Source organism: Collinsella aerofaciens (genome assembly GCF_040920445.1).
Classification (GTDB): domain Bacteria; phylum Actinomycetota; class Coriobacteriia; order Coriobacteriales; family Coriobacteriaceae; genus Collinsella; species Collinsella aerofaciens_BH.
In genome coordinates this window covers 1-22,999 of sequence record NZ_JBCOTQ010000009.1, presented here as the reverse complement: position 1 = coordinate 22,999, position 22,999 = coordinate 1, and the positions used below count along the sequence as shown (strand labels likewise).

20 protein-coding genes and 1 tRNA gene are annotated in these 22,999 nt (G+C 60.2%); 14 read left to right on the top strand and 7 right to left on the bottom strand.

All coding sequences use genetic code 11. The features are described 5' to 3' along the window. Positions 1 to 453, top strand: coding sequence for a PTS sugar transporter subunit IIA (locus tag AB5405_RS02540; RefSeq protein WP_117746490.1), 453 nt, complete (start codon positions 1 to 3; stop codon positions 451 to 453). A 782-nt stretch (positions 454 to 1,235) separates the two neighbouring features. On the opposite strand, the gene larE is transcribed toward AB5405_RS02540, so the two are convergent. Beyond that, on the bottom strand, positions 1,236 to 2,114 hold the full coding sequence (gene larE, locus AB5405_RS02535) for an ATP-dependent sacrificial sulfur transferase LarE (protein ID WP_138113575.1): 879 nt from the start codon (positions 2,112 to 2,114) through the stop codon (positions 1,236 to 1,238). A 173-nt stretch (positions 2,115 to 2,287) separates the two neighbouring features. On the opposite strand from larE, the gene AB5405_RS02530 reads away from it, so the two are divergent. Continuing rightward, a complete protein-coding gene (locus tag AB5405_RS02530) occupies positions 2,288 to 2,938 on the top strand; it encodes an HAD family hydrolase (RefSeq protein ID WP_368137501.1) in 651 nt (216 codons plus the stop codon). Between the two features lie 113 nt (positions 2,939 to 3,051). Here AB5405_RS02530 and AB5405_RS02525 read toward each other — a convergent pair whose 3' ends face one another. Continuing rightward, positions 3,052 to 4,164: a LacI family DNA-binding transcriptional regulator gene (locus AB5405_RS02525; protein WP_368137500.1), complete on the bottom strand. Its 1,113-nt coding sequence runs from the start codon at positions 4,162 to 4,164 to the stop codon at positions 3,052 to 3,054. A 318-nt stretch (positions 4,165 to 4,482) separates the two neighbouring features. Between AB5405_RS02525 and glmS the strand changes: the two genes are divergently transcribed. After that, on the top strand, positions 4,483 to 6,330 hold the full coding sequence (gene glmS / locus AB5405_RS02520; protein ID WP_117582939.1) for a glutamine--fructose-6-phosphate transaminase (isomerizing): 1,848 nt from the start codon (positions 4,483 to 4,485) through the stop codon (positions 6,328 to 6,330). 113 nt (positions 6,331 to 6,443) lie between these two features. On the opposite strand, the gene AB5405_RS02515 is transcribed toward glmS, so the two are convergent. Beyond that, positions 6,444 to 7,145, bottom strand: coding sequence for a GntR family transcriptional regulator (locus tag AB5405_RS02515; protein ID WP_050766156.1), 702 nt, complete (start codon positions 7,143 to 7,145; stop codon positions 6,444 to 6,446). 193 nt (positions 7,146 to 7,338) lie between these two features. Between AB5405_RS02515 and AB5405_RS02510 the strand changes: the two genes are divergently transcribed. From AB5405_RS02510 to AB5405_RS02500, 3 genes are all read left to right on the top strand, one after another. After that, positions 7,339 to 8,373 (top strand): YeiH family protein, encoded by a 1,035-nt coding sequence (locus tag AB5405_RS02510; protein ID WP_368137498.1) that lies wholly within the window; start codon positions 7,339 to 7,341, stop codon positions 8,371 to 8,373. Positions 8,374 to 8,646: 273 nt separating this feature from the next. Next, complete coding sequence (locus AB5405_RS02505; protein ID WP_368137496.1) at positions 8,647 to 9,864, top strand: helix-turn-helix domain-containing protein; 1,218 nt, start codon at positions 8,647 to 8,649, stop codon at positions 9,862 to 9,864. An 84-nt stretch (positions 9,865 to 9,948) separates the two neighbouring features. Beyond that, the gene (locus AB5405_RS02500) at positions 9,949 to 10,524 is read left to right on the top strand and encodes a hypothetical protein (protein WP_349117133.1); all 576 of its coding nucleotides are present in this window, start codon (positions 9,949 to 9,951) and stop codon (positions 10,522 to 10,524) included. Between the two features lie 228 nt (positions 10,525 to 10,752). Here AB5405_RS02500 and AB5405_RS02495 read toward each other — a convergent pair whose 3' ends face one another. Further along, a complete protein-coding gene (locus AB5405_RS02495) occupies positions 10,753 to 11,274 on the bottom strand; it encodes a nitroreductase family protein (protein WP_368137494.1) in 522 nt (173 codons plus the stop codon). A gap of 294 nt (positions 11,275 to 11,568) precedes the next feature. On the opposite strand from AB5405_RS02495, the gene AB5405_RS02490 reads away from it, so the two are divergent. From AB5405_RS02490 to AB5405_RS02475, 4 genes are all read left to right on the top strand, one after another. Continuing rightward, the gene (locus AB5405_RS02490) at positions 11,569 to 11,859 is read left to right on the top strand and encodes a hypothetical protein (RefSeq protein ID WP_006235631.1); all 291 of its coding nucleotides are present in this window, start codon (positions 11,569 to 11,571) and stop codon (positions 11,857 to 11,859) included. 181 nt (positions 11,860 to 12,040) lie between these two features. Next, positions 12,041 to 12,541, top strand: coding sequence for a MarR family winged helix-turn-helix transcriptional regulator (locus AB5405_RS02485; RefSeq protein WP_346982062.1), 501 nt, complete (start codon positions 12,041 to 12,043; stop codon positions 12,539 to 12,541). After that, positions 12,541 to 14,265, top strand: a complete 1,725-nt coding sequence (locus AB5405_RS02480) for an ABC transporter ATP-binding protein (RefSeq protein ID WP_195568822.1) — start codon at positions 12,541 to 12,543, stop codon at positions 14,263 to 14,265. Before AB5405_RS02485 ends, AB5405_RS02480 begins: the two co-directional genes overlap by 1 nt. A 1-nt stretch (position 14,266) precedes the next feature. After that, a complete protein-coding gene (locus AB5405_RS02475) occupies positions 14,267 to 16,273 on the top strand; it encodes an ABC transporter ATP-binding protein (RefSeq protein ID WP_368137491.1) in 2,007 nt (668 codons plus the stop codon). 110 nt (positions 16,274 to 16,383) lie between these two features. Here AB5405_RS02475 and cysE read toward each other — a convergent pair whose 3' ends face one another. Beyond that, positions 16,384 to 17,088 carry a serine O-acetyltransferase gene (gene cysE / locus AB5405_RS02470; protein ID WP_035138740.1) on the bottom strand — a complete coding sequence of 235 codons (705 nt, stop codon included), beginning with the start codon at positions 17,086 to 17,088 and terminating at the stop codon, positions 16,384 to 16,386. 223 nt (positions 17,089 to 17,311) lie between these two features. On the opposite strand from cysE, the gene AB5405_RS02465 reads away from it, so the two are divergent. Then, entirely contained in the window at positions 17,312 to 17,950 is a 639-nt protein-coding gene (locus tag AB5405_RS02465) for a DedA family protein (protein WP_138113555.1), read from the top strand. A 297-nt stretch (positions 17,951 to 18,247) separates the two neighbouring features. Beyond that, positions 18,248 to 19,300, top strand: a complete 1,053-nt coding sequence (locus AB5405_RS02460; protein ID WP_035138743.1) for a branched-chain amino acid aminotransferase — start codon at positions 18,248 to 18,250, stop codon at positions 19,298 to 19,300. Between the two features lie 559 nt (positions 19,301 to 19,859). On the opposite strand, the gene AB5405_RS02455 is transcribed toward AB5405_RS02460, so the two are convergent. After that, positions 19,860 to 20,411 carry a LemA family protein gene (locus AB5405_RS02455; RefSeq protein ID WP_171021549.1) on the bottom strand — a complete coding sequence of 184 codons (552 nt, stop codon included), beginning with the start codon at positions 20,409 to 20,411 and terminating at the stop codon, positions 19,860 to 19,862. Positions 20,412 to 20,622: 211 nt separating this feature from the next. On the opposite strand from AB5405_RS02455, the gene AB5405_RS02450 reads away from it, so the two are divergent. After that, on the top strand, positions 20,623 to 21,207 hold the full coding sequence (locus AB5405_RS02450; RefSeq protein WP_215692636.1) for a TetR/AcrR family transcriptional regulator: 585 nt from the start codon (positions 20,623 to 20,625) through the stop codon (positions 21,205 to 21,207). Between the two features lie 2 nt (positions 21,208 to 21,209). Here AB5405_RS02450 and AB5405_RS02445 read toward each other — a convergent pair. Beyond that, a tRNA-Ser gene (locus AB5405_RS02445) sits at positions 21,210 to 21,299 on the bottom strand. A 51-nt stretch (positions 21,300 to 21,350) separates the two neighbouring features. Between AB5405_RS02445 and tadA the strand changes: the two genes are divergently transcribed. Beyond that, a partial coding sequence (tadA, locus tag AB5405_RS02440; protein ID WP_368137489.1) for a tRNA adenosine(34) deaminase TadA occupies positions 21,351 to 22,999 on the top strand: 1,649 nt, incomplete at its 3' end.

The following is a 22,999-nucleotide window of genomic DNA, read 5'->3' as shown; positions in this document are numbered from 1 at the left end:
ATGGGATTTGTATCTGCCAACCAAGTGACGATAGGGTATACCGCCGCCTCGCGCGAGGATGCCCTGCATTATTTGTCCGATCAGGCCGTCGAGCTCGGCTTTGCTGACGACGCATCTGCCGTAGAGACTGCCTTCATGGCTCGCGAGAACGAGGCCGAGACTGGCCTTGTCGCCGGTTTTGCCGTTCCACATGCCAAAAGCGATGCTATCCACACGCCGGGCGTTGCCGTGCTTAAGCTGGTCGAGCCCGTTGAATGGCCGAGCTTCGATGGTGTGCCCGTCGATGTTGCGCTCGCGCTGTACGTGCCTGCCGGCGAGGCAGGAACCACGCACCTGCGCTTGCTCTCCAAGGCTGCCGTGATGCTGATGGACGCCGGCTTCCGTGACAAGGTGCGCGCGAGCACCGATCCCGTTGAGATTGCGGAGCTCATCAATAGCGGACTCGAAGACTAGAACGGTCATCCCGTTCAATCAATTGATCCTTCTCCAAGGAAAAGGGCCGCGACGCCGTATGGGTGTCACGGCCCTATTTGCGTTTCCCCAGATAAAACCTGCCAAAATAAACCTGTCCCTTTTTGGCAGGTTAATCGGGGACTATTTCACCGCAACTTAGGGCACGGTTAGGAAGTGTGCACCTTAAAGAGTGGAGCCCATGATTAGAGAGGTCGCGCTCATCTCGCTAAATGTCTCTCTAAAGAGAAGGTTGGTTAGAGAGATAGCATTAGGCAATCTAGCAGCGAATTCGATACATCTCTCTTAATGTCTCTCTAAAACAAGGCGCTCATCTCTCTAAAGTTAGAGAGATGAGCGCCTTGTTTTAGAGAGACGGAATGCCAAAATTCGTCCGTCAGCTACCATCTGCCAAAAATGACGGATAAAGGGCTCATCGAAGTAATGGGTTCATCGACGAGCCGCAACCGCCGCTATCGGAAGAAGTAGATGCAGCCGAATTGCCCCTCTATCGTCTCTCGAAGTTTGATGGGTGCTAGGGGAGCGACTGCCTCGCGATATTTCCCCAGATAAAACCTGCCAAAATAAACCTGTTCCTTTTTGGCAGGTCAGTTAACGCAGTGCAGGTTGAGCATATGCGAGCGAGCGGGCTCCGGGTGCGGTAAGGTGACGTGAAACAAGCGGGCGCTGACCTTTTGGTCGCGCCCGTGAAGTTGAGCGTCAGATTGCCGTGCCCGGGGCCTGCGCAGCGCCGAGCGGTTACGCCGTTTGTAAAACGGCGTAACTTAAAGATTCATGTTGCCGTGAATGTAGGGGGTGACCTCGGGGGAGATATGGTCGCAGCCCAGTTCGCGCAGCGCGGACTTGATAACGGCGGGCAGCGGGGTCTTGCCCTTGTCGTCGACGGCGGCACCGCCGAGGGTGGCAATCTTGGCGACATCTGCGGGTGCGGCCTCGATATGCATGCAGCCGCCGACCAGGCGCGCGCGTACCTGTGCCAGATCAAGATCGTGCAGGTAATCCTCGCAGGCGCGAATCAGGGAGACCTTCTCGCGCGTAAGCTCCTCGCCCGTGGGGACGCGCGTGGCAAGACATGCTCCCGCCGGCAGGTTCCAAACGGGATAACCCCATGCGCGCAGCAGCTCGCGCTCTTCGTCCTTGGTAAAGCCGACCTCCATAAGGGGTGAGCGTACGCCGAGCTCTTCTGCCGCACGCATGCCGGGGCGGTAGTCACCGCGATCGCTTGCATTGCTGCCATCGATGACGGTGGGAAAGCCGAGCGACTTGGCGTGGTTGACGATGGCGGTAAAGCCAGCGTGCTTGCAGTGGTAGCAGCGATTGGCATCGTTGCAGGCTACTTGGGGGAGCTGCAACTGATCGACCGAAAGATTGAGCACGGGGAGCTTAAAATGCGCCCCTTCATTGGCTTGTCCATCAACGGACTGCTCAAACGAAGCCTGCTCGGGCGTGCCGATGAGCGGCGTGGTGAGATGGACGAGGAGGGTATTGGTAGGCATGATGCGGGCGCATACGGCGGCCAAAAAGCTGCTGTCAACGCCGCCGGAAAACCCGATAGCCACGCGCCCGTATGCCAAAAGCAGCTGTTCGAGCGCCGATAGCTTGTCTTGAAGCTCCTCTGCGGGTGCCGTGGTGTCTAAAATCATGAAACGTTCCTTATCGTTGAGTACTCGATCGAAAACTATAATCCTAATGCGTTACTTGCCATAAGACTTCTATCTGTGTAACGAAAGTGCAATATGGTATATACGTTATATACAAGTTGCCAAATGCGGTAGAGTTGCGGCAATGCGACAGCGAGAGTCGATGGGGGACCGATATGATCAAGGCTATTATTTTTGACATGGATGGAACACTGGTCGATACCGAGCGTTTGGGGATTAAGGCCTGGAAGGCAGGCGCCGCTGAGCTGGGGCTCGCGATTGATGATGCCCTGATCCATCAGTTTATTGGCCGCACGCTGCCCGACGTCATGGACATCCTTGAGGCACATTACGGCAGCAGAGAAACCGCCGAGGCGCTCTATCATCGCCACAAGGAGATTCGCGACGAGATGGTCAAGACCGATCTGGAGCTTAAGGCCGGCGCCGCCGAGTGCATAGACGAGCTGCTGGCTGCGGGCTATCACGTGGGCCTTGCAACGTCGTCGCGCCTCGTTACGGCCGAGCGCAACCTTAAGATGGTCGGCCTCTTTGACAAGTTTGAGACGGTGACTTGCGGCGAGGACGTCGTGCATGGCAAGCCCGATCCCGAGATGTATCTGCTTGCCTGCGAGCGCGCGGGCTTTGTCCCCGAGGAATGTGCCGTGGTCGAGGATTCGCGCAACGGCTGCGTCTCGGGCATTACGGCCGGCTGTCATGTCTTTGCCGTCCCCGACATCGTGCCGCTGCCGCAGGACGTGGTGGATGGCTGCGAGGCCGTACTCGATACGTTGTTCGACCTGGCGGCGGCAGTCAAGGCCGTGCGCTAGACCGCTGCGGCGTTGAAACGAGCAATTGCCCACGTTTGTGCTTAAGCAAAAGGGGCCCGGCAATGGTCGGGCCCCTTTTGCTTAAGCGGCGACATAGCATACTCGCGGGCGTGCTATAGATACGCGCCGAGATTGATGGCGGTGGCTTCGGTTTGGCTGCTCGCCTGGGTGCTGGCGCGCTCCAGTAGGAACGGACGCACCAGTTCTTGGCGGTTGATATCCTCGGCGGCGGTGACTGCGGTGACGGTGCGCGCTGCAGAGCCGACGCGGATATGCTTGGTCTTTGCCGGGGCCTTGTTCTCGATTTGCTCCATGAGCAGTTGGACACCCTTGCGGCCAATCTCGTAGCCCGGGGGCGCTACCGTAGTGAGCGGGACCGATCCGCTCCAAGCGAGCGGGTTGCCATCGCAGCCCGCTACGCGTACTTGCCCGGGGACAGAGATGCCCTTGTCGACCAGTGCCGAAACGACACCCGAGGCCAGCACGTCGGTTAGACCGACGACAAAATCGGGGCGTTCGTCGGCGGGACGCTCGGCGATTTGGCTGCCGATACCATAGCCGTCGGCCGCCGTGTTCCACTCGCCGGCGTCAATGACTTCGATCTTGATGTCGGGATGTAGGGCGAGCGCCTTATGAATGCCAAGGACGCGCAGGGTGAGTTGCATAAATGCTGCTCTACCCACAACGGTGATATGGCGTGCACCGCGGGCGATGGCGAGTTCGGCAATGATGCGACCCTGGGCCTCGTTGTCGGCCGCTACGTAGTAGCCGGGCCCGGAGCAATGGATGTCCAGATGGACGATCGGCACGGGCATCTTGGTCATGGCGGGGTGCCAGTCGGGGGACGCCATGGGCTGAACCATGACGCCGGACATCTGGGTGCCCATAAAGTAGCGCAGGTAATGGTCCTCGAGAATATCGTCGTTATCGGCGTTGGCGATGAGCAGGTCGTAGCCGTGCTTGCGAGCCTCGTTGTGGGCGCCGCTGGCGATTTGGAGCGAAAAACCGTGATCGAGACGGGGGAGCACCAGGCCAAAGGACTTGGTGGCGCCGCCCGCAAGCTGACGAGCGCTTTGGTTGGGCAGGTAGCCCAGGCGATTGATGGTCTCGTTGATGAGCTTGAGGGTCTCGGGACGCAGCTTTTCGGGGTGGTTGAGCGCGTTGGAAACCGTGCCCAACGAAACTCCGGCTTCGCGCGCGACGTCGCTGATTTTAACCTTTGCCATAGCGGCCCCTTTGATGCGTTTCAAGTACAAGCCAGATTGTAGCATCGCCCGCCCCCGAGGTGTCAAAACCTGCCATTTAGGGACAGGTTTATTTTGGCAGGTTTTATCTGGGAAAACGATGCTGCCAGACCAAACCACCACGAAGGTGCCTGTCCCCTTTGTGGTGGTGGGGTGTGTGTATCGAGTGGTATTCAAGTTGAGATACCACTTCTGGTATATCAGCTTGCGTCCGCGTGAGTACAATACTCGAACGTTATACGTCTCAGCGCCCCATGTGCGTGGACGTTTTGCAGTCACGCGGACGAAGGGATTTATCCTATGTGCGGAATCGTCGGCTACACCGGCTCTGATATTGCAAAGAACATCCTAGTCACGGGTCTTAAGCGTATGGAGTATCGCGGCTATGACTCCTCGGGTGTCGCGCTCGAGGTGGGCGAGGGCGCCGCGGCGCACCTCGATGTTATTCGCCGCGTGGGCAAAGTTGCGGGCCTGGAGAGCGAGCTTTCCAACATCGACAGCGACGCTACCTGCGGTATCGGCCACACCCGTTGGGCCACCCACGGCAAGCCTTCGGTCGTTAACGCCCATCCCCACACCAGCTGCGACGGTCGTATCGCCATCGTCCACAACGGCATCATCGAGAACTTCGCCGAGCTGCGCGAAGAGTTGGAGGGTCGCGGCCACCACTTTAAGAGCGAGACCGATACCGAGGTCTTCGCGCATCTGATCGAAGAGGCCTATGCCGAGACGCACGACCTGATGGCCTCCGTGCGCGAGGCTTGCACCCACGTGGTCGGTGCCTATGGTCTGGCCGCCGTGTGCGCTGACGAGCCCGGCGTGATCGCCGTGGCCCGCAAGGATTCCCCGATCGTAGTCGGTGTGGGCGAAACCGGCTCCTATGTTGCTTCCGATGTCATCGCGCTCATCGACGCCACCCGCGATGTCGTGGTGCTCGAGGACGGTCAGTTTGCCAAGCTCACGCCCGCAGGCGTCGAGTACACCGACGAGGCCGGCAACGTTATCGAGCCCAAGGTCACCCACATCGACTGGGACCTGGACATGGCAGAAAAGGGCGGTTATCCCGACTTTATGCTCAAGGAGATTCACGAGCAGCCGCGCGTTGTGCGCGACACGCTGGTTGGTCGTATGACGCCGGCCGGCGAGCTCGACATCGACGAGCTGGGCCTTTCGCTCGAGGAACTCAACGACATCGACCGCGTCTACGTGATCGCTTGCGGCACCAGCTATCACGCTGGCCTCATTGCCAAGAATCTCATTGAGGGCTGGGCTCGCATCCCCACCGAGGTGGAGGCGGCCAGCGAGTTCCGTTATCGCAACCCCATCATCACGCCGACGACGCTCGTCGTTGCCGTGTCCCAGTCGGGCGAGACGGCCGATACCCTTGCTGCCATTCGCGACGCGCGCATCAAGGGCGCCAAGGTCTTCGGCATCACCAACGTGGTGGGCAGCCCCGTGGCGCGTGAGAGCGACGGCGTCATCTACACCAAGGCCAACAAGGAGATTGCGGTCGCCTCGACCAAGAGCTTTATCGGCCAGGTTGTGAGCCTCACGCTTTTGGCTCTGCTGCTGGCGCAGGTCAAGTACCGCCTGACCACCAAGCAGGCGCGCATGCTGTTCCGCGAGCTTTCCGATACGGCCGAGCAGATCCAGTGGATTTTGGATACCCAGACCGAGGCCGTGCATGAGGCCGCCCTGCTGTGCAAGGACGCGCAGTCGGCGCTGTTCGTGGGCCGCGGCATGGGTGCCGCTATTTCCTACGAGGGCGCGCTCAAGCTCAAAGAGGTCAGCTACCTGCACGCCGAGGCCTACGCCGCCGGTGAGATGAAGCACGGCCCCATCGCCCTGATCGACCCGGGCTTCCCCGTCATCGCCGTGGCAACCAAGAGTGCCACCTACGACAAGACCGTGTCGAACCTCATGGAGTGCAAGGCGCGCGGCGCCAAGGTCATCGTCGTTGCCACCGAGGGCGACGAGGAGATCAACAAGATCGCCGACTGCATCATTCGCGTACCAGCAGTCCGCGACGTGTTCAGCCCCATCACGGCGAGCGTCCCGCTGCAGCTGCTCGCTCGCGAGGTAGCCATCCTGCGAGGTTGCGACGTTGACCAGCCCCGCAACCTGGCCAAGAGCGTCACGGTAGAGTAGTTGGTTCCGCCGTTCTAGCGACTAAGGCCCGGCTCCGCATCAAGACGGAGCCGGGCCTTGTTTCATTTGCCCGGATAAAACCTGCCAAAATGAACCTGTCCCTTTTTGGCAGGTTAGCGGAGCTTGCTGGTCTCGAAGTACTCGGGGAACTGGTCCAGAACCTCGGTTTGATTGCGGAACATCATGTGCAGGTGCTTGCTGACCAAAAAGCTCGCTTCGATGGGGTCGCGACCGGCGATAGCGCGGCGAATCTGCTTGTGCTCGTTCACGATGTCCTGATTGTCGAGAACCTGCGTGGCGGCGCGCAGCCAGCGGAAGCGCTCCAGGTCGGCATTGGTCTCTTCGAGCCACGACCACACGGTGCTGCGACATGCGATGCTAAAAATCATGTGATGCATGAGGTTGTCGCTCAAAAAGAAGCCGATGCGATCCTCTTCGGCCATGGCCTTTTCCTGCAGCACGATGGCGCGGTCGAGCTGCTCGATGCCAGCCGACGTGGCGCGAGCACAGCACTCCACGATCACCTGCTTTTCCAGATGCTCGCGGATGTAACAGGCACTCTCGGCAAGGGTGAGGTTGATGGGTGAGACGTAGGTGCCGCTTTGGGGCACGGTGCGCACCAGGCCTTCCTGCGCCAAGCGAACCAAAGCCTCGCGCACGGGCGTGCGACCCATGTCCAGGTCATCGCAAAGCTGCTTGACGCCCAGCTTTTCGCCCGGCTTGTAGTCCAGGTAGACGATTTTGCGTCGAATGGTGTGGTAGGACTGGTCCTGTAGGCTCGTTTCCTGCTCGCCGACGTGCATCGATTCTTCCATAGCGCCTCGCAACTGTTCTATCAAACTCATATGTCAGTTGTTAATTATGCCGCGAATCAGCTCTCCGCGGTGGGTAATTCGGCTGTTGCCTGAGAACTATTGCGGCATCTTAGTCTGTGTTTGCGCAAGGCTGCGCTCAATGTTGCCGTATCATAAGCCGTCGCAAACGTGAAATAGAAAGAAGGAATCCCATATGCAACTGGCAAATATCGTACGCGAGCGCTGGAAGGGCGTCTTGTTCTGCCTGATCATCGCCATTCCCGCGACGTTGCTCGGCAAACAAATTGAGGTGGTCGGCGGTCCGGTATTTGCCATCCTCTTTGGCATGGTCCTGGCGCTCGTCTTTCCCAAGAATCGTCGCGAACAGCTCGCCGCCGGCGTTACCTATACGTCCAAAAAAGTCTTGCAGTACGCGGTTATCCTGCTTGGCTTTGGCATGAACCTCTCCCAGATTCTGTCCAAGGGCGCCCAGTCGCTGCCGATTATCGTGGCGACAATCTCGACCTCGCTTGTCATCGCCTTTGTGCTCTGCCGCGTCATGAACGTACCGGGCAAGATCGCGACGCTTGTGGGTGTGGGTTCGTCGATTTGCGGCGGTTCTGCCATCGCCGCGACCGCACCCGTCATCGATGCCGACGATCGCGAGATTGCCCAGGCTATTTCGGTCATCTTCCTGTTTAACGTTATCGCGGCGCTCGTGTTTCCGACGCTCGGCGGCATGCTCGGGCTGACCAACGAGGGCTTTGGCCTGTTTGCCGGCACCGCCATCAACGACACCTCGTCGGTAACGGCTGCGGCGAGCGCCTGGGACAGCATGCATCCCGGCGCCAATGTGCTCGAGAGCGCCACAGTGGTCAAGCTCACCAGGACGCTGGCCATTATTCCCATCACGTTGGTCCTCGCATGCTGGCAGATGCATCTGGCACGCAAGGCCGGCGTCGACGCCAAAAGCACGTTCTCCCTTAAACGCGCGTTTCCCATGTTTGTGCTGTTCTTTGTGCTGGCGAGCGTGATCACCACGGTGTTTCAGCTTCCCGTGTCCATCACGGCGCCCATCAAGGAGCTGTCGAAATTCTTTATTGTGATGGCCATGGCGGCTATTGGTTTTAATACCGATATCGTCGAGCTGGTCAAAAAGGGCGGCAAGCCCATCGCGCTGGGCTTTTGCTGCTGGATTGGCATTGCGTGCATGAGTTTGGGAATGCAACACGTACTGGGAATCTGGTAGAGAAGTAGCTTGTTTGCGTGCTGCGTGCTGCGTGCTGGTGAGCGCAAGCCTGCGGTGGAGCGATAGGAGCTCTTGCGGGTATGGCTTGTCCGCAGGTTTATAAGTCCCGAAGAGCTCTTATCGCCCCGCCAGGATGGCGATGCGGGGCAACACCTATACTCGCAGGACGGCGCTTTCTGCCCTATAGTGTTTGGTGAGCAATATCGTTCAATTTTGAAACACTCGGTCGTGCGACCGTCGGCGGTTGCACGTCGCTGCGGACAGGGGCAAATCATGGATAGCGATGCCAAGCTGAACATCTTGACCGAGGCCCTGGCTGCTGCCGGGGCCTCGGCATTGGCAATCGATGCGCGTGGGGACGTCGCGATCTCGACCATGAATGACGCGGCGCTCGAGCGGGATGTGGCGGCTTTTGTCGCTGAGCGCCTCGACCGTATAGGAGACGGCGCGCGTCTGGTTATGGGGCGTGCGGGTACGCGCCTGAGCCTGACCGTTCGCCCCACCGACAAAGAGGGCGGGGGCCTTTGGGTCGTCGTGGTCCGCGAGGTGCGCGGCGCCGCGGCGCATGCGGGCATCGAGTGGCTCAACGCCGACGAGGTTGAGGCCCGCTACGAATCGAGCGCGTACGGCATCGTTGAGGGGGCGGCCTCGGTGGCTGCGCCGGTTGCCGAGAGCTACGCGCGCGGTGTGCCCCTTATGCTCGAGGGCGAGCTGGGAGCGGGTCAGATCGAGATCGCCAAGCGCCTCTATCTGGACGGTCCTTTTGCCGATCAGCCCTTTGTTTCCCTTGCGCTTGATGAACTCACCGAGCGCGGTTGGCGCCATGTGCTCAAAAGCGCCGAATCGCCGTTGTTCCAAACGGGGCTGACCCTTTGCATTGAGGGCTGGAATGCGGTTGGCCCCCAGCGCCTCCGCGAGCTGGTCTCCACGATGACCGACACCGCGTTGGCGACGCGCTGCCATGTGGTGCTGACGGCGAATGACATGCCGGGCGGCGGCGAAAGTGATCAAGCCGCGTTTGTGACCGAGCGCTTCGCCTGTGCGGTGAGCGTGGCGCCGGCAGTCGCCGAGCAGGGAGCCGCGTCGACGAAGGTTGCGCGCTATTTGGAATATCTCGCTGATGCATTTGAGACGGCAGCACCCACGCTGTCTGCCGCGGCGACGAAGACGCTCGATGCTTACCGCTGGCCGCGCAATTATCTGCAGCTCCGCGAGGTCTCGGAACGACTGTATATATTGGCGGGGACGGGCACGGTGGACCGCGCTGTGGCGGAGGAAGTGCTCGCCCAAGAGGACGTGATCAAGACCGCAACCTTTGGCGCCCCGACGCTCGAAAGTGACCTGTATATCCTGCGACCGCTGGCCGATACCGAGCGAGATATCGCGCATCTGGTTGTAGACCATCTCCACGGCAACCGAACCCGTGCGGCGGAGGTGCTGGGCATAAGCCGTACAACGCTGTGGCGCTTGCTGAAGGACGATGACCGTTGAGCGAGGCGCCCGTGACCGCGCGCGACGCGTGTGCTACAGTCCAAAGCGTTATTGTTTCGATTTGGTTACGGCGTGCGAGGGCATATGGCTGAGACTTCAAAACCGAGCCGCAGAAGGCGGAGCGCCGCGCCGGTTAACCGACGCACGACATCGGTGACGTGGGGCAAAAACGCCTCGGGGTTTGATGGCTCGTTCAAGCGCACTAAATACGGCTATCCTTCGGCAAGCGCCCGCTTGGCAATGCAGGCAGAGTCCTCGCTGTTGGGCCGCAAACGCGTGGTGGGCTCAAAGCTCAAGCACGACGGAACGCTCGGCTACATCAGCCGCGGGGCGGCTCGCCGCAGCGGGCTCAATCCCGCCGGCTGGCATCGCTACGTGCCGATCGTGGCCGCCGTTGCAGTGATCGTCATCGCGCTCGCTGCGCTTGGCTACGCCGGCGGTGGCGCCAACTTGGACGCAATGTTTAAATCGCCCGAGCTCGCGCATGTAGGTACAGAAGTTGTCGAGGGCGCTCAGGCCCAGACGGGCGTCGCGCCCCAGCGCGGTATCGTTGCGGCGGCCTCCACCATCGCCGATGCGCAAAAGGACGAGGACGAACAGGGCGATGGCGCCGAAACGGCCCAGACGAACGAAACGACGACAACGGCGACGTCAATATAAGTTACGAGTGGGGTAGCTAATTTGGGACGGGGCTTTTTTAGCTGCCCAAGACAGTGGCTCATTCGATGTCAGTCGCCAAAAGCGAGCGAGCCGCATTTGCGCCAAGGTGACGTGAAATGAGAGGGCGCTGACCTTCTGGTCGCGCCCTCGAAATTGAACGTCAGATTGGCGTGAATGCGGCCCGCGCAGCGTCAACGAGCCCGCCGTTCGGTAGAACGGCGGAACTAATTACCTTACGTAGACGACGTTGTCGCGGCGCGGTTTTGCCTCGGGTAGCGTGTCCTCGGCGTAGCCAAGAATGCAGTTACCGACACCGCGCAGGCTGCCGTCGGCGGGCAGGCCCCAGCTGGCCAGCAGCTCCAGGCCCTCGGGTGAGTCAAAGACCTCATGCGCGCGGTGAATCCAGCACGAATCGACACCCAGTGCATAGGCGGCGTTGAGCAAGTTGCCCATGGCGAGCGAGCCGTCTTCCAGATGCGTGGGCACGCTGCGGTCGACCAGCACCACCACAACGGTCTTGGCGCCATAGAAGGGGTCGCTGTTGCTGCCCATGACCTGGGCGTTGAGCTGCGAGAGACGCTCGACGGTCGCGGGGCCGGTGACGGCGACAAACGTCACCGGCTGGCGCCCCATGCCGCTCGGTGCATATTGGCCGGCTTCGATAATACGTGCAAGCTTTTCAGCCTCGACGGGACGATCGCTGTAGTTGCGGCAGCTGCGACGGTGAATGAGTGCTTCGATAGTCTCCATGGTGTCTCCTTGCGGTGGCGTTGCAGATGCCCCGTTCATACCCGTCGGGCTCAAACGATAGACGGTCAATTGCCCGGCCAAAAGGATAGATTCCAATTGGGAAAGTAGGTTTGCATAAAAGTACCTTCAGAATGTGACAAACAAATGGGATGGTTAAACGTTTTATCCCGTCTACCCTGCGGTTTTTTACCACTTGCCTAAATGACGAACGCATAACCTTTGATAAAGGTTTTACTAAAGGAGTACCAACGTTTATCAATGCGCCGTGGTGGCGCCGGGCCAGGAGGTAACATCATGTTCCAGGCTGGAGATGTCGTCGAGACCGATTTCGAAGGATTTCTGAAGCTGCTGCGTTCCAAGACGCGCGCTTTCGTGTCGATCAACGATCACGAGTACTACATCACGCACACCGATGGCTATTGGCGTGTTCAGGATTGCGAGGCCCTCAACGACAAGGGCCACTTTACTGACTGCTCTGAGTTGGTCAACACGGTCTGCGAGGTCGTCGAGCTGCCGTGGATTGCCGGCAAGAGCCTGCATGACAGCTTCTCGGGCGCTACGGTCTATGAGGCCGTCGCCGCTTAACAGGCAATAAAACCCGATTTTCACGTGACCGCTGGCGCTGCCCCCGCGCCGGCGGTCTTTTTCTGCCGATAGGCCATAAAAGTGCGCGCATTTGCGGAGAGCCTGTTGACGATAGTCAAAACTCGGACTAATCTAGAGACATATAATTGGTCAAAAATCGGACAATCGAATGGTGGGATAGATGAATAGTGCGGTTACGCTGGTCGACTTCGATCGGTTGCTCAATGGACTCGACCATATCTATTCGGAGTTCTCGCGCGCCTGCGGCCTTTCGGACTGCGCCTATTGGATGCTCGTCGACACCAGCACGGCGGGCGGCAGTATTGCCGTAAGCCGTCTGACAAGCGAATGGTTCTACAGCAAGCAGACCATCAACTCGGCAATTAAAACCTTGACGGCGCGGGGCTTCGCAACGTTGGAGTTTGCCGAAGGCAGTCGTAAGAACAAGGTTGTGAGCCTGACCGGAGAGGGCAGGCGATTTGCCGAGCGTTATGCGCTGCCGGCACTCAAGGCCGAACAGCGAGCCTTTGGCGCGCTTGAGCCATGTGAGCAGCGCGAGATTATGCGCTTGATCGGCAAATTCTCTCAGGTGCTCGGCGATGAGTGCGATGCCTTTAAGCAGCATATCGCTGCCGAGAGCCAAGCCGAGAATCAAGGTGAGGGGGAGTCGTGCGACTGTTAATGAGGTTTCTAAAGCCATATCGAGGGCTTGTCGCAGTGACGCTGCTGGTGCTGCTGGTGGATAACGTCGGTACGCTGTTGGTTCCCACGATGCTGGCGAACATGGTCAACACCGGTATTACCACGGGCGATGTCGACTACATTTTACGCAACGGCCTATACATGTTTATCGCGACCAGCATGGCTAGCGGCGGCACGGTGCTGGGCTGCTATCTTTCGGCGCGCCTGGCCGCCAACGTGGCTTGCGATATCCGCAATGCCGTGTACGACAAATCGCTCGAGCTCGCGGCCAGCGATTTTGAGCGCTTTGGCACCGGATCGATGATCACGCGCTCGCTCAACGACATCAACGTGATTCAGCAGGCGATTCTGCAGACGATTCAGCTGGTGCTGCCCGTGCCGTTTTTGGCTGTGGCGGGCATCATATTCGCCTGGTTTATCGATCCCGCCATGGGCACGCTTCTGGGCGTAGTCGTTGCGATTGTGCTGGTGGCGGCGGTCTTTACGGTTGCCAACGCGGCTCCGATCTTTATGCGCCTACAGGGCTTTATCGACCGCATGAACGTGGTACTGCGCGAGAATATTGTGGGCGTGCGCGTCATCCGTGCGTTTAACAAGGAGCGCCACGAGGAACGGCGTCTGGACGAGGTGTTTAGCGAATACGCCGCCAACGCCATCAAAGTCAACCACCTGTTTGTGGGCCTCGACAGCTCAAGCTTCTTTTTGATGAACATCGCCGAGGTGGCGGTGCTGTGGGTGGGCGGCAACCGCGTAGGCGCCCACGCCATGCAGATTGCGAGTATCTCGGCGGTGCTGGAGTATGCAATTCTGATCCTGTTCTTTGTGATGATGGCCCAGATGGTGGTGCTGACGCTTCCGCGTGCTGCCGCGTGCCTGAACCGTGCGCAGCAGGTGTTGGAGATTGAGCCGAGCATCGTCGATGGCGAGCGCACGCTGGATGACGGGGCGCGCGAGCCCCAAGACGAAGCCGATGCGGTGGCCATGTTCGACCACATGTCGTTTCGCTTTGACGATGCCGACGAGGACACCCTGTGCGACCTGAGCTTTGCCTGTCGTCGCGGTCAGACGACCGCAATCGTCGGCTCGACGGGTTCGGGCAAGTCGACGGTGGCCAAGCTCTTGCTGCGCTTCCACGATGCCACCAAGGGCGCCATTCGCCTGGACGGTGTCGATCTGCGCGAGCTTTCGCAAGATGAGATCCGTGGACACATCGCCTATGTGCCGCAGAAGGCGTGGCTGTTCTCGGGCACCGTGGCAAGTAATCTGCGCTTTGGCAACGAGGACGCGACCGAGACCGACATGCTTCACGCGCTTGAGGTTGCCCAGAGCACCTTTGTACTCGATCAGCCGCAGGGGCTCGATACCCCGGTGGCGCAGGGCGGCACGAACTTTTCAGGCGGCCAGCGCCAGCGCCTGGCCATTGCTCGCGCGCTCATGAAGCATGCCGATCTATATATCTTCGATGACAGTTTTTCGGCCCTGGACTTTAAGACCGATGCCGCCCTGCGTCATGCGTTGCAAGACGAGACGCGTGACGCTGCGGTGCTCATCATCGCGCAGCGCATCTCGACGATCTTGCACGCCGACCAGATCGTCGTGCTCAAGGATGGCGAGGTTGTGGGCTTGGGCACGCATGGCGAGCTTATGGAAACCTGCGAGGTGTACCGCGCCATCGCGGAATCGCAGATGAAGGGAGGTGAGTAGCATGACCGAGGAGCTCAAGAAGCAGGGCGGCGTTGATGACGCCGCTGCCGCGGTACTGGTCGAGGAAACGGCTGCCGTGGCACCCGAGCTGGATGACGCCGCCAAGGCTGCAGCCGAGCGCGAGGCTCGCCGCCAAGCGCTCTACGAGGAAAACGAACGTGCCGAGGACGAGCGCGCCCGCGCCGAGGCAGAGCGTATGCGCGACGTGGACGATGAAGACGAGGACGAGACGCCTCGAGATACCTGGGCGACGGTGCGCCGCCTGTGGAGCGAGGCTGCCGGCGACCATTGGCGCTTCTATATCGTGTTCGCGAGCATTGTGTTCTATGCCATCTTTAACACTGCTGCGCCGGCATATAGCGCCCGCGTGATCGATGAGCTGTGGAGCCACATTCAGGTGGCGTTTGCCAACGACACCACCTTCAACATCACCTGGGAGAACTGCGGCAGGACCATCTTCATCTACTTTATGATCTGGACGGCCGCTGCCTCGTTCTACGCGCTCCAGAGCTTTTTGATGTCGAGCGTTGCCGAACGCCTCAACCTGTGCCTACGCAACCGCATCGCACAAAAGCTCAACCGTCTGCCGCTTGCCTTTTTTGACGCGCATCGTCCCGGCGAGGTCGTCAGCCGCGCGACCAACGACCTGGACAAGATGTCCGAGAGCATGCAGCGCGGATTGCTGCAGCTGCTCGTGTCGATCGGCACGGTTGTTGGTGCTGTGAGCGTGATGTTCGTGTTCAGCGTGCAGCTTACGCTCGTCTTTCTGTTCTTTACGGCACTGTCGCTGCTGGTGACGAAGGTCGTCTCGCGCCGCACGCATGACGTAACCGGTGAGCGCCAGGAGTGGGTGTCCAAGATTACGAGTGCGGTCGAGGAAGGCTATTCGGGCCGTCTGGTGATCCGCGCGTTTAACCGCGAACGTCAGAGCTCCGCTGAGGTGCACGAGGCTTCGAAGGAACTGGCTCGTGTGAGCACCAAGGCCGACTTTATGATCAATGCTGTCGGCCCCGCAGTGCGCTTTATCGGCCGTTTGGCGCAGATCGTTATTGCGCTTGTGGGCTGCAGCATGTTGGTTGCCGGGCATATGACCGTCGGCGTGTTCCAGGCGTTCTTCCAGTTTATCTATGAGGCGTCCGAGCCCATGACGCAGCTGTCGTTTACCTTTAACTCGCTGCAGAGCGCGCTGGCGAGCGCCGAGCGCGTGTTCGACCTGCTCGATGAGCCCGAGATGGAGGCCGATCCGCTGCCGGACAAGGCCGCCAAGCTGCCGGGTCGCGTGGAGGGCCGCGTCTCCTTTGAGCATGTGCGCTTTGGTTATTCGCCCGACAAGCCGCTTATGCGCGACGTGTCGTTTACCGCCGAGCCGGGCCAGAAGATTGCCGTGGTGGGAACCACGGGCGCAGGCAAGACGACGCTCATCAACCTGCTCATGCGCTTCTACGAGATTGACGGCGGGCGTATTACGCTCGACGGCGTGGATACGAGCCGCATGGATCGCGGCGAGCTACGGCAGCAGTTTGGCATGGTGCTGCAGGACGCCTGGCTGTTCGACGGCACGATTGCCGAAAACATCGCCTACGGCTGCCCCGAGGCAACGCGCGACGAAATTGTGGCCGCGGCTCGTGCCGCGCAGGTCGACTTCTTTGTGCGCACCATGCCGCAGGGCTACGACACGCGCGTGGCCAACGATGCCGAAAGCATCAGCCAGGGCCAGCGTCAGCTGCTGACCATCGCACGCGTGCTGCTCAACAACCCGGCGATTCTCATCCTGGACGAGGCGACCTCAAGCGTGGACACGCGTACCGAGCTTGCCATCGGCCGTGCCATGGATGCGCTTATGCGCGGGCGCACGAGCTTTGTGATCGCACACCGCCTGTCGACGATCGTGGACGCCGACCTGATCTTGGTCATGGATCACGGCAACATTATCGAGCAGGGCACGCATAAGGAGCTGCTGGCTGCCGAGGGTGCCTACGCCGACCTCTATCTGAGCCAGTTCGCATAATGTGACAAAGGGACAGTCTCTTTGCCACATCACAAATAAGGCGCGCCGGGGATGAATTCCCTGGCGCGCCTTTGCGTTGATGCCGATGTCGTTTTGTGCCGCTTGCGTTCCTAGCGTTCGTCCACGAGCTTGGCGACGAGGGCCTTGAGCTCGGCCACCTCTCGCTCGAGTTCCTTGACGCGGCGGGCATTCTCGGTGATGCCCTGGCGGTTGAGGGCGGACTGCTCGGCGGCGTCATCGGGCATGTACTCGCGATGCTGCTTGGCGTCGAAACTCTCCTCGAACACACGGCAGCCGTTGCGCTTGATGATGCGTCCCGGCACGCCCACGACGGTGCAGTTGTCGGGGACGTCCTTAACGACGACCGAGTTGCCGCCGATCTTGACGTTGTTGCCGATGCGGATGTTGCCGAGCACCTTGGCGCCCGTGCCCACCGTGACATTGTTGCCCAGGGTGGGGTGACGCTTGCCGGTCTCGTTGCCGGTGCCGCCGAGCGTGACGCCCTGGTAGAGCACACAGTTGTCGCCCACAATGGTGGTCTCGCCGATGACGACGCCCATGGCGTGGTCGATAAAGAAGTGCTTGCCAATCTGCGCGGCAGGGTGAATCTCGACGCCGGTGATGTGGCGGGTGATTTGCGAGAGCACGCGGGCGAGCGAGCGATGACCGTGCTCCCACAGCCAGTGCTCGGGCACGTGGTTCCACTTGGCGTGCAGGCCAGGATAGGAAAGAAAGATGACCAGACCGTTTTGCGCGGCGGGGTCCTGCGCCTGGACGGTCTTGATGTCCTCGCGAATGGTATTGATAAAGCTCACCGGCCGCCCTCCCTTAGCGCCATGGCAATGCGATTCAATAAAGTATAGCGATTCGCTAGGGATTAAAAAGGACAATCTTGGCGGCTTTGCGCTACAAGTGTCAGTTATGCAAACTTGCTGGTAATGGAGTCATGCTTTTGTGGGGTTGCGCACGAGGGGGCACCGCAACCGTATACTGGTCAACTTGGACGTATCCGCGCCCACAACTGAGAGGTTTTACTTCATGGGTTTCATCAATTTTATTGCCGAGCTGCTTAAGGACCCGCGCACCGCGATCGCCAGCTGGATCGCCGCCGGCCCGCTTATGGCCTACGGCTGCGTGTTCCTGATCATCTTTATCGAGACGGGCGTGGTGTTCTTCCCGTTCCTTCCCGGTGATTCGCTGCTGTTCGCCTCGGGTTTCTTTGCCCACAACGGCGGCTTTAACATCGTGGCGCTTCTGGCCACCGCATGGGCCGCTGCCATTTTGGGCGATCAGTGCAACTTTATGATCGGTCACTTCTTTGGCCGCAAGATCATCGCTTCGGGCAAGGTCAAGGCCATGACGCCCGAGCGCATCAAAAAGTCCGAGGACTTCTTGGACAAGTGGGGTCACCTGGCCATCTTCCTGGGTCGCTTCTTCCCGTTTATCCGCACCTTTGTGCCCTTTATCGCTGGCATGGGCGGCATGCACTGGCGCAACTTTGTCGTCTTTAACGTGCTGGGCGGCATTACCTGGTCGACGGTCTTTACGCTGCTGGGCTACTTCTTTGGCGGCATTCCCTTTGTGCAGGAGCACTTTGAGCTGCTGATTATCGGCATCGTTGCCGTGTCGATCATCCCGACCGTGGTCGGTCTGGTTAAGGCCAAGCTGGGTAAATAGAACGCCTAGCTCGAGCCAGCGCGCAGACCGTACAGTTGAGGCCCGTCACCGCTTACGGTGGCGGGCCCTTTTGCTTCGGTCAAATGAAAATACTTTACTTAGTTAAAGAAAAGCGTTTTATCCGACGCGCGTGCGGAGTACAATCTCGTGCATGCGAATCGACGTGCCATCGGCTTTGATGCTGTTCGCGTGTCCCGTCCGGCTCTACGCTCCGGGCGTGCGACGTTGCGACGCGGCCGGCCTCGGTCCTTGCGTGCGGGTTCGCGAGTTTGCAACTGTGTATGTAAGGAGCGACATATGACTGTCGAGAAGAAGGATATCGATTGGGGTAGCCTCGGCTTTGGCTACATGAAGACCGATTACAGCTACGAGGCCCATTGGAAGGACGGCGAGTGGGACGAGGGCGGCCTGACCACCGACCACACCCTGCATGTCTCCGAGTGCGGCGGCATCTTCCATTACTGCCAGGAGGTCTTTGAGGGCCTGAAGGCCTACACCGCCGAGGACGGCAGCATCGTCTGCTTCCGCCCCGACATGAACGCCGAGCGCATGTATAACTCTGCGCAGCGCCTCGAGATGCCCCCGTTCCCCAAGGACAAGTTCGTTGAGGCCGTCAAGCAGGTCGTTTCTGCCAACGCCGCCTGGGTTCCGCCCTTCGGTTCCGGCGCGACCCTGTACGTGCGTCCGTTTATGATCGGCTCCGGTGACGTGATCGGCGTGGCTCCCGCTCCTGAGTACACGTTCCGCATTCTCGTGACCCCGGTCGGTCCGTACTTTAAGGGTGGCCTCAAGCCCGTCAAGCTGCGCGTTTCCGAGTATGACCGTGCAGCACCGCATGGCACCGGCAACATCAAGGCCGGCCTGAACTACGCCATGTCCCTCAAGCCCACGATGGAGGCTCACCGCGAGGGCTATGCCGAGAACCTGTATCTCGATTCCGAGTCCCGCACCTATGTCGAGGAGACCGGTGGCGCTAACGTCCTGTTTGTGAAGGAGGACGGCACCCTCGTCGTTCCGCAGTCCCACACCGACTCCATTCTGCCTTCCATCACCCGCCGTTCGCTCGTTCAGGTTGCTCAGGACCTGGGCATGACCGTTGACCAGCGTCCCGTCGAGTGGGCCGAGGTCAAGGCCGGCACCTTTGTGGAGTGCGGCCTGTGCGGCACCGCTGCCGTCATCTCCCCGGTTGGCGAGATCGACAACAAGGTTTACGGCGCCGACGAGACTGTGACCTTCCCGGCTGGCTACACCGAGATTGGCCCTGTGATGAAGAAGCTTCGCGAGACCCTGACTGGCATCCAGTCCGGTGCTGTCGAGGATAAGCACAACTGGGTTTACACCGTCGCGTAATTTGTCTTACCTATCCGGGCAGAGAACAAGTTCCCTCCCGGCGCGTCCTCGGACATGCAAGAAGCCCTCGCTGCGCACTTCGTGCGGCGAGGGCTTCTTGCGTCCTGCGGAGTGCGCCGGGAGGGAACTTGTTCTCTGCCCTGCGGGTTCGGCGATGTCACAACGGGCAATGATTAATCTGAATAAAGATGGTGCGCGGCCTTTTAGGCCGCGCTTTTATTTTGCTTCGCGCCATGTGGGGGTGGTGGCGACGTGCATTTTTGCGAGTATTCTGCAATCGAAGGCCCCTGCATACCGATCTCGGGCGAAAAATCGGGATTTCTCGATGTTTCCTACGAATGATGGGCGGGGGTATGGGCTGGCAGCGTTTGATTTGCAGGGATATTCGCGGTCTTTGGCATTTACCGTGGCGCCCGAAGCCCTTGGTTATGTTGAATACTCCTAAAAATGCACGGTGCTTAGAGGGGGACCTTCACAACAAAGGAAACCGCCCCGTCGAAGTATGCATTCGACGGGGCGGTTTATGCATATACGCAATTAAGGATACGCTGAGGATTTGTTAGAACTTGACGGTCGGTGCCTGGCGGGCGGCTTCGGCGGCCTCGAAGCCCTGGCGCTCCTTAAACTGGAAGATGCCGGCAAAGATGACAGCCGGGAACGTTTGAATGGCGTTGTTGTAGCTGAGCACGCAGTCGTTGTAGCTCTGGCGTGCATAGCTAATCTTGTTCTCGGTATCCTCGAGCGATGCCTGCAGCTGCGTAAAGTTGGTGTTTGCCTTAAGATCGGGATAGGCCTCGGCTACGGCGAAGAGCTGGCGCAGCGCACCGGTCAGCACGTTGTCGGCTTCCATCTTGGCTTCGGGCGTGGTGGCCTTGACGGCGGTGTTACGCGCGCTGATCACGGCGGAGAGCGTCTCCTGCTCGTGCTTGGCGTAGCCCTTGACGGTCTCGACCAGGTTGGGGATCAGGTCGTTGCGACGCTGCAGCTGCGTATCGATGTTCTGCCAGGCGTTATCGATGCGGTTACGCTTGGTGACCATGTTGTTGTAGATGCCGGCGATGGCGCAGGCAATCACAATGACAACAACGATGCCGATGATGACGGGAAGCATGATGTCTCCGTTTCGAATGGCCGCGGCGGCATGCGCCAGCTGCCGTTGGTATAACGCTACTAGTATACCCGCAACGTTTTGCCGTGCCGAACTTTCCGGTAAGCGTTGTGTTTTCGTCGGGGTCGGCACCGGGGCAAAGCGCGCGAGGTACAGGTGTAAGATATGCGACAGATTGACGAGTGTTGTCTTTGCCCTGAGGATGGCGATACCAGTGGACCTTCGCATCAAGAAAACCTACCGCGCCCTGTTCGATGCCTTTACCGAGCTTCTCGAGGAGCATCGTTTTGAGGACCTGACGGTTGCCATGCTGTGCGACCGCGCCATGATTCGCCGCACGACGTTCTACAAGCACTTTCGCGACAAGAACGATTACTTTGCCTTTTATATCGATGAGCTCATGTCGGGCTTGCCGCAAAAACAGCCCGATGAGGCCGGCGTGGTATCTGCCGAGGACGTGCGCGCGCTTCGGCACGCGATTTTGGACGATGCCATGGATTTGATTCTGGCGCACGAGCGGCTCATGGATAACATTTTGGCAAGCAGCATGTCGGGCATGTTGACCAACGTTATTTGCGACCGCATTGCCCGCTCCATCCGCGAGCGTGTGATGAACGTGCTTGCCGAGGATGCCCTGGCCCCCGTGTCACTCGAGACGACGTCTGAGTTTATCGCCGGTGGCATTATTCGGTTGTTCACAAATTGGTGGGAATCGGGCCACGATCTTGAGCGTCGACCCGAGATGGCCGACGTGGTCGATGCACTGTTTGAGCGGACCATGACGCCGGTGAATCACTAAGGTGGCGGAGAGAGGGGGATTCGAACCCCCGGAACGCTCTCGCGCTCAACGGTTTTCAAGACCGCCGCATTCAACCGCTCTGCCATCTCTCCGTGAGTCGTAATGATAGCATCGTTTTGAATTTGCAACAGGGAAGGCGAACGATGACGATCACCGAAATCGACGAGAAGTTCATGCGCGAGGCGCTGGCCGAGGCGCGAGCCGCCGCGGCGGTGGGCGAGGTGCCCATCGGGGCCGTAGTGGTGCGCGACGGCGAGATCGTCGCGAGGGCGCACAATCGGCGCGAGCTCGATCAGGATCCTTCGGCTCATGCAGAGTTTGCGGCCGTGCGCGCCGCTGCCCAGGCGCTTGGCCGCTGGCGCCTTTTCGACTGTACGGTTTATGTGACGTTGGAACCCTGCTGCATGTGCGCGGGCCTTATGGTCAACGCGCGCGTGGGGCGCTGCGTGTATGGCGCGAGTGATGCCAAGGCGGGCGCGCTGGGTTCGCTGTATGACCTGAATGCCGATTCGCGCTTGAATCATCGGTTTAACGTACATGCCGGCGTGCTGGCAGACGAGTGTCGTGAGGTGTTGAGTGACTATTTTAGTGGGCTGCGTGGCACCGATGGTGCTGGCTGCGGTTGTGGGGCCGATCTTGAGGCGCATACCGCTCATGCCGAGGCGCTCGCGTGTGCCGAAGATATCGCCGTTGAGGCGGTTGACTTTGGTCCTGCGTGCCGCCGGCCCCGCCGTGTGCTGCTGGCGATCGACTCCTTTAAGGGCAGCGTTTCGAGCGCGCAGGCGGAAGCGGCGGTTGCCGAAGGCGTGCGCCGCGTTTGGCCCGATGCCGAGGTGTGTACATTGCCGCTGGCAGATGGTGGCGAGGGAACGCTCGATGCCGTTGCCGCGTGCGGCGGTGAGATTGTGACCTGCGAGGTGGCAGGTCCCTTGGGCGACCGCGTGTCTGCCCGGATGCTGGTGGACGACGAGCGCGACTCGGCTGTAATTGAGATGGCCGAGGCGGCGGGTATTGGGTATTCGCCTTGCACGGAATCGGCGGCACTTGCGGCTTCGACCTATGGCGTGGGCGAGCTCATGCTTCGCGCGGTTCGCACGGGCGCAAAGACACTCTATATTGGTCTGGGCGGCAGCGCCACCAACGACGGTGGCGCCGGTATGCTGCAGGCGCTGGGCGCGCGTGTGGTCGATGACCAGGGCTGCGATGTCGCCCCCGGTCTTGCCGGCCTTGAGCAGGTTGCGAGCGTTGATTTGGCGCCAGCGCTTCGGGCGCTGAACGGCGCGCGTGTCGTGGTGCTTTCTGATGTCGAGAACCCACTCGTGGGGCGCCGCGGTGCGCTGGCAGTGTTCGGTGGACAGAAGGGTCTGCCGACGGGGGATGCCGAGGCCCTGGGCAAGTACGACAGCTGGATGGTCGGCTACGGCCGCCTGCTCGATGCGGCGATTATCGGGGTGCGGGCTCAGGGGTTGTTGCGCGTGCCCGAGGGTGCGCGGACATTTGGCTCGGTGCTCGGCGTGCCCGGCGCGGGCGCTGCCGGTGGCTTGGGCGCGGCGCTGCTGGCGCTCGGGGCGAAGCTGCGCTCGGGTGTGGAGACGGTGCTCGATCTCGTGGGGTTTGACGAGCGCGTGCGCGATGCCGATCTGGTCATAACGGGTGAGGGCAATATGGATGAGCAATCCGCCGCCGGTAAGGCACCGGTGGGTGTGGCTCGCCGCGCCAAGCGATATGGCAAACCGGTGGTTGCCGTCGTGGGTGGTCGCGCCGCCAACCTGGATGTGGTGTGTGTGCAGGG

Excerpts from the sequence above, each read along its gene's own strand:
- AB5405_RS02540 (WP_117746490.1), top strand. The coding sequence starts at position 1 with ATGGGATTTGTATCTGCCAACCAAGTGACGATAGGGTATACCGCCGCC.
- larE (WP_138113575.1), bottom strand. The coding sequence starts at position 2,114 with ATGATTTTAGACACCACGGCACCCGCAGAGGAGCTTCAAGACAAGCTA.
- AB5405_RS02530 (WP_368137501.1), top strand. The coding sequence starts at position 2,288 with ATGATCAAGGCTATTATTTTTGACATGGATGGAACACTGGTCGATACC.
- AB5405_RS02525 (WP_368137500.1), bottom strand. The coding sequence starts at position 4,164 with ATGGCAAAGGTTAAAATCAGCGACGTCGCGCGCGAAGCCGGAGTTTCG.
- glmS (WP_117582939.1), top strand. The coding sequence starts at position 4,483 with ATGTGCGGAATCGTCGGCTACACCGGCTCTGATATTGCAAAGAACATC.
- AB5405_RS02515 (WP_050766156.1), bottom strand. The coding sequence starts at position 7,145 with ATGGAAGAATCGATGCACGTCGGCGAGCAGGAAACGAGCCTACAGGAC.
- AB5405_RS02510 (WP_368137498.1), top strand. The coding sequence starts at position 7,339 with ATGCAACTGGCAAATATCGTACGCGAGCGCTGGAAGGGCGTCTTGTTC.
- AB5405_RS02505 (WP_368137496.1), top strand. The coding sequence starts at position 8,647 with ATGGATAGCGATGCCAAGCTGAACATCTTGACCGAGGCCCTGGCTGCT.
- AB5405_RS02500 (WP_349117133.1), top strand. The coding sequence starts at position 9,949 with ATGGCTGAGACTTCAAAACCGAGCCGCAGAAGGCGGAGCGCCGCGCCG.
- AB5405_RS02495 (WP_368137494.1), bottom strand. The coding sequence starts at position 11,274 with ATGGAGACTATCGAAGCACTCATTCACCGTCGCAGCTGCCGCAACTAC.
- AB5405_RS02490 (WP_006235631.1), top strand. The coding sequence starts at position 11,569 with ATGTTCCAGGCTGGAGATGTCGTCGAGACCGATTTCGAAGGATTTCTG.
- AB5405_RS02485 (WP_346982062.1), top strand. The coding sequence starts at position 12,041 with ATGAATAGTGCGGTTACGCTGGTCGACTTCGATCGGTTGCTCAATGGA.
- AB5405_RS02480 (WP_195568822.1), top strand. The coding sequence starts at position 12,541 with ATGAGGTTTCTAAAGCCATATCGAGGGCTTGTCGCAGTGACGCTGCTG.
- AB5405_RS02475 (WP_368137491.1), top strand. The coding sequence starts at position 14,267 with ATGACCGAGGAGCTCAAGAAGCAGGGCGGCGTTGATGACGCCGCTGCC.
- AB5405_RS02465 (WP_138113555.1), top strand. The coding sequence starts at position 17,312 with ATGGGTTTCATCAATTTTATTGCCGAGCTGCTTAAGGACCCGCGCACC.
- AB5405_RS02460 (WP_035138743.1), top strand. The coding sequence starts at position 18,248 with ATGACTGTCGAGAAGAAGGATATCGATTGGGGTAGCCTCGGCTTTGGC.
- AB5405_RS02455 (WP_171021549.1), bottom strand. The coding sequence starts at position 20,411 with ATGCTTCCCGTCATCATCGGCATCGTTGTTGTCATTGTGATTGCCTGC.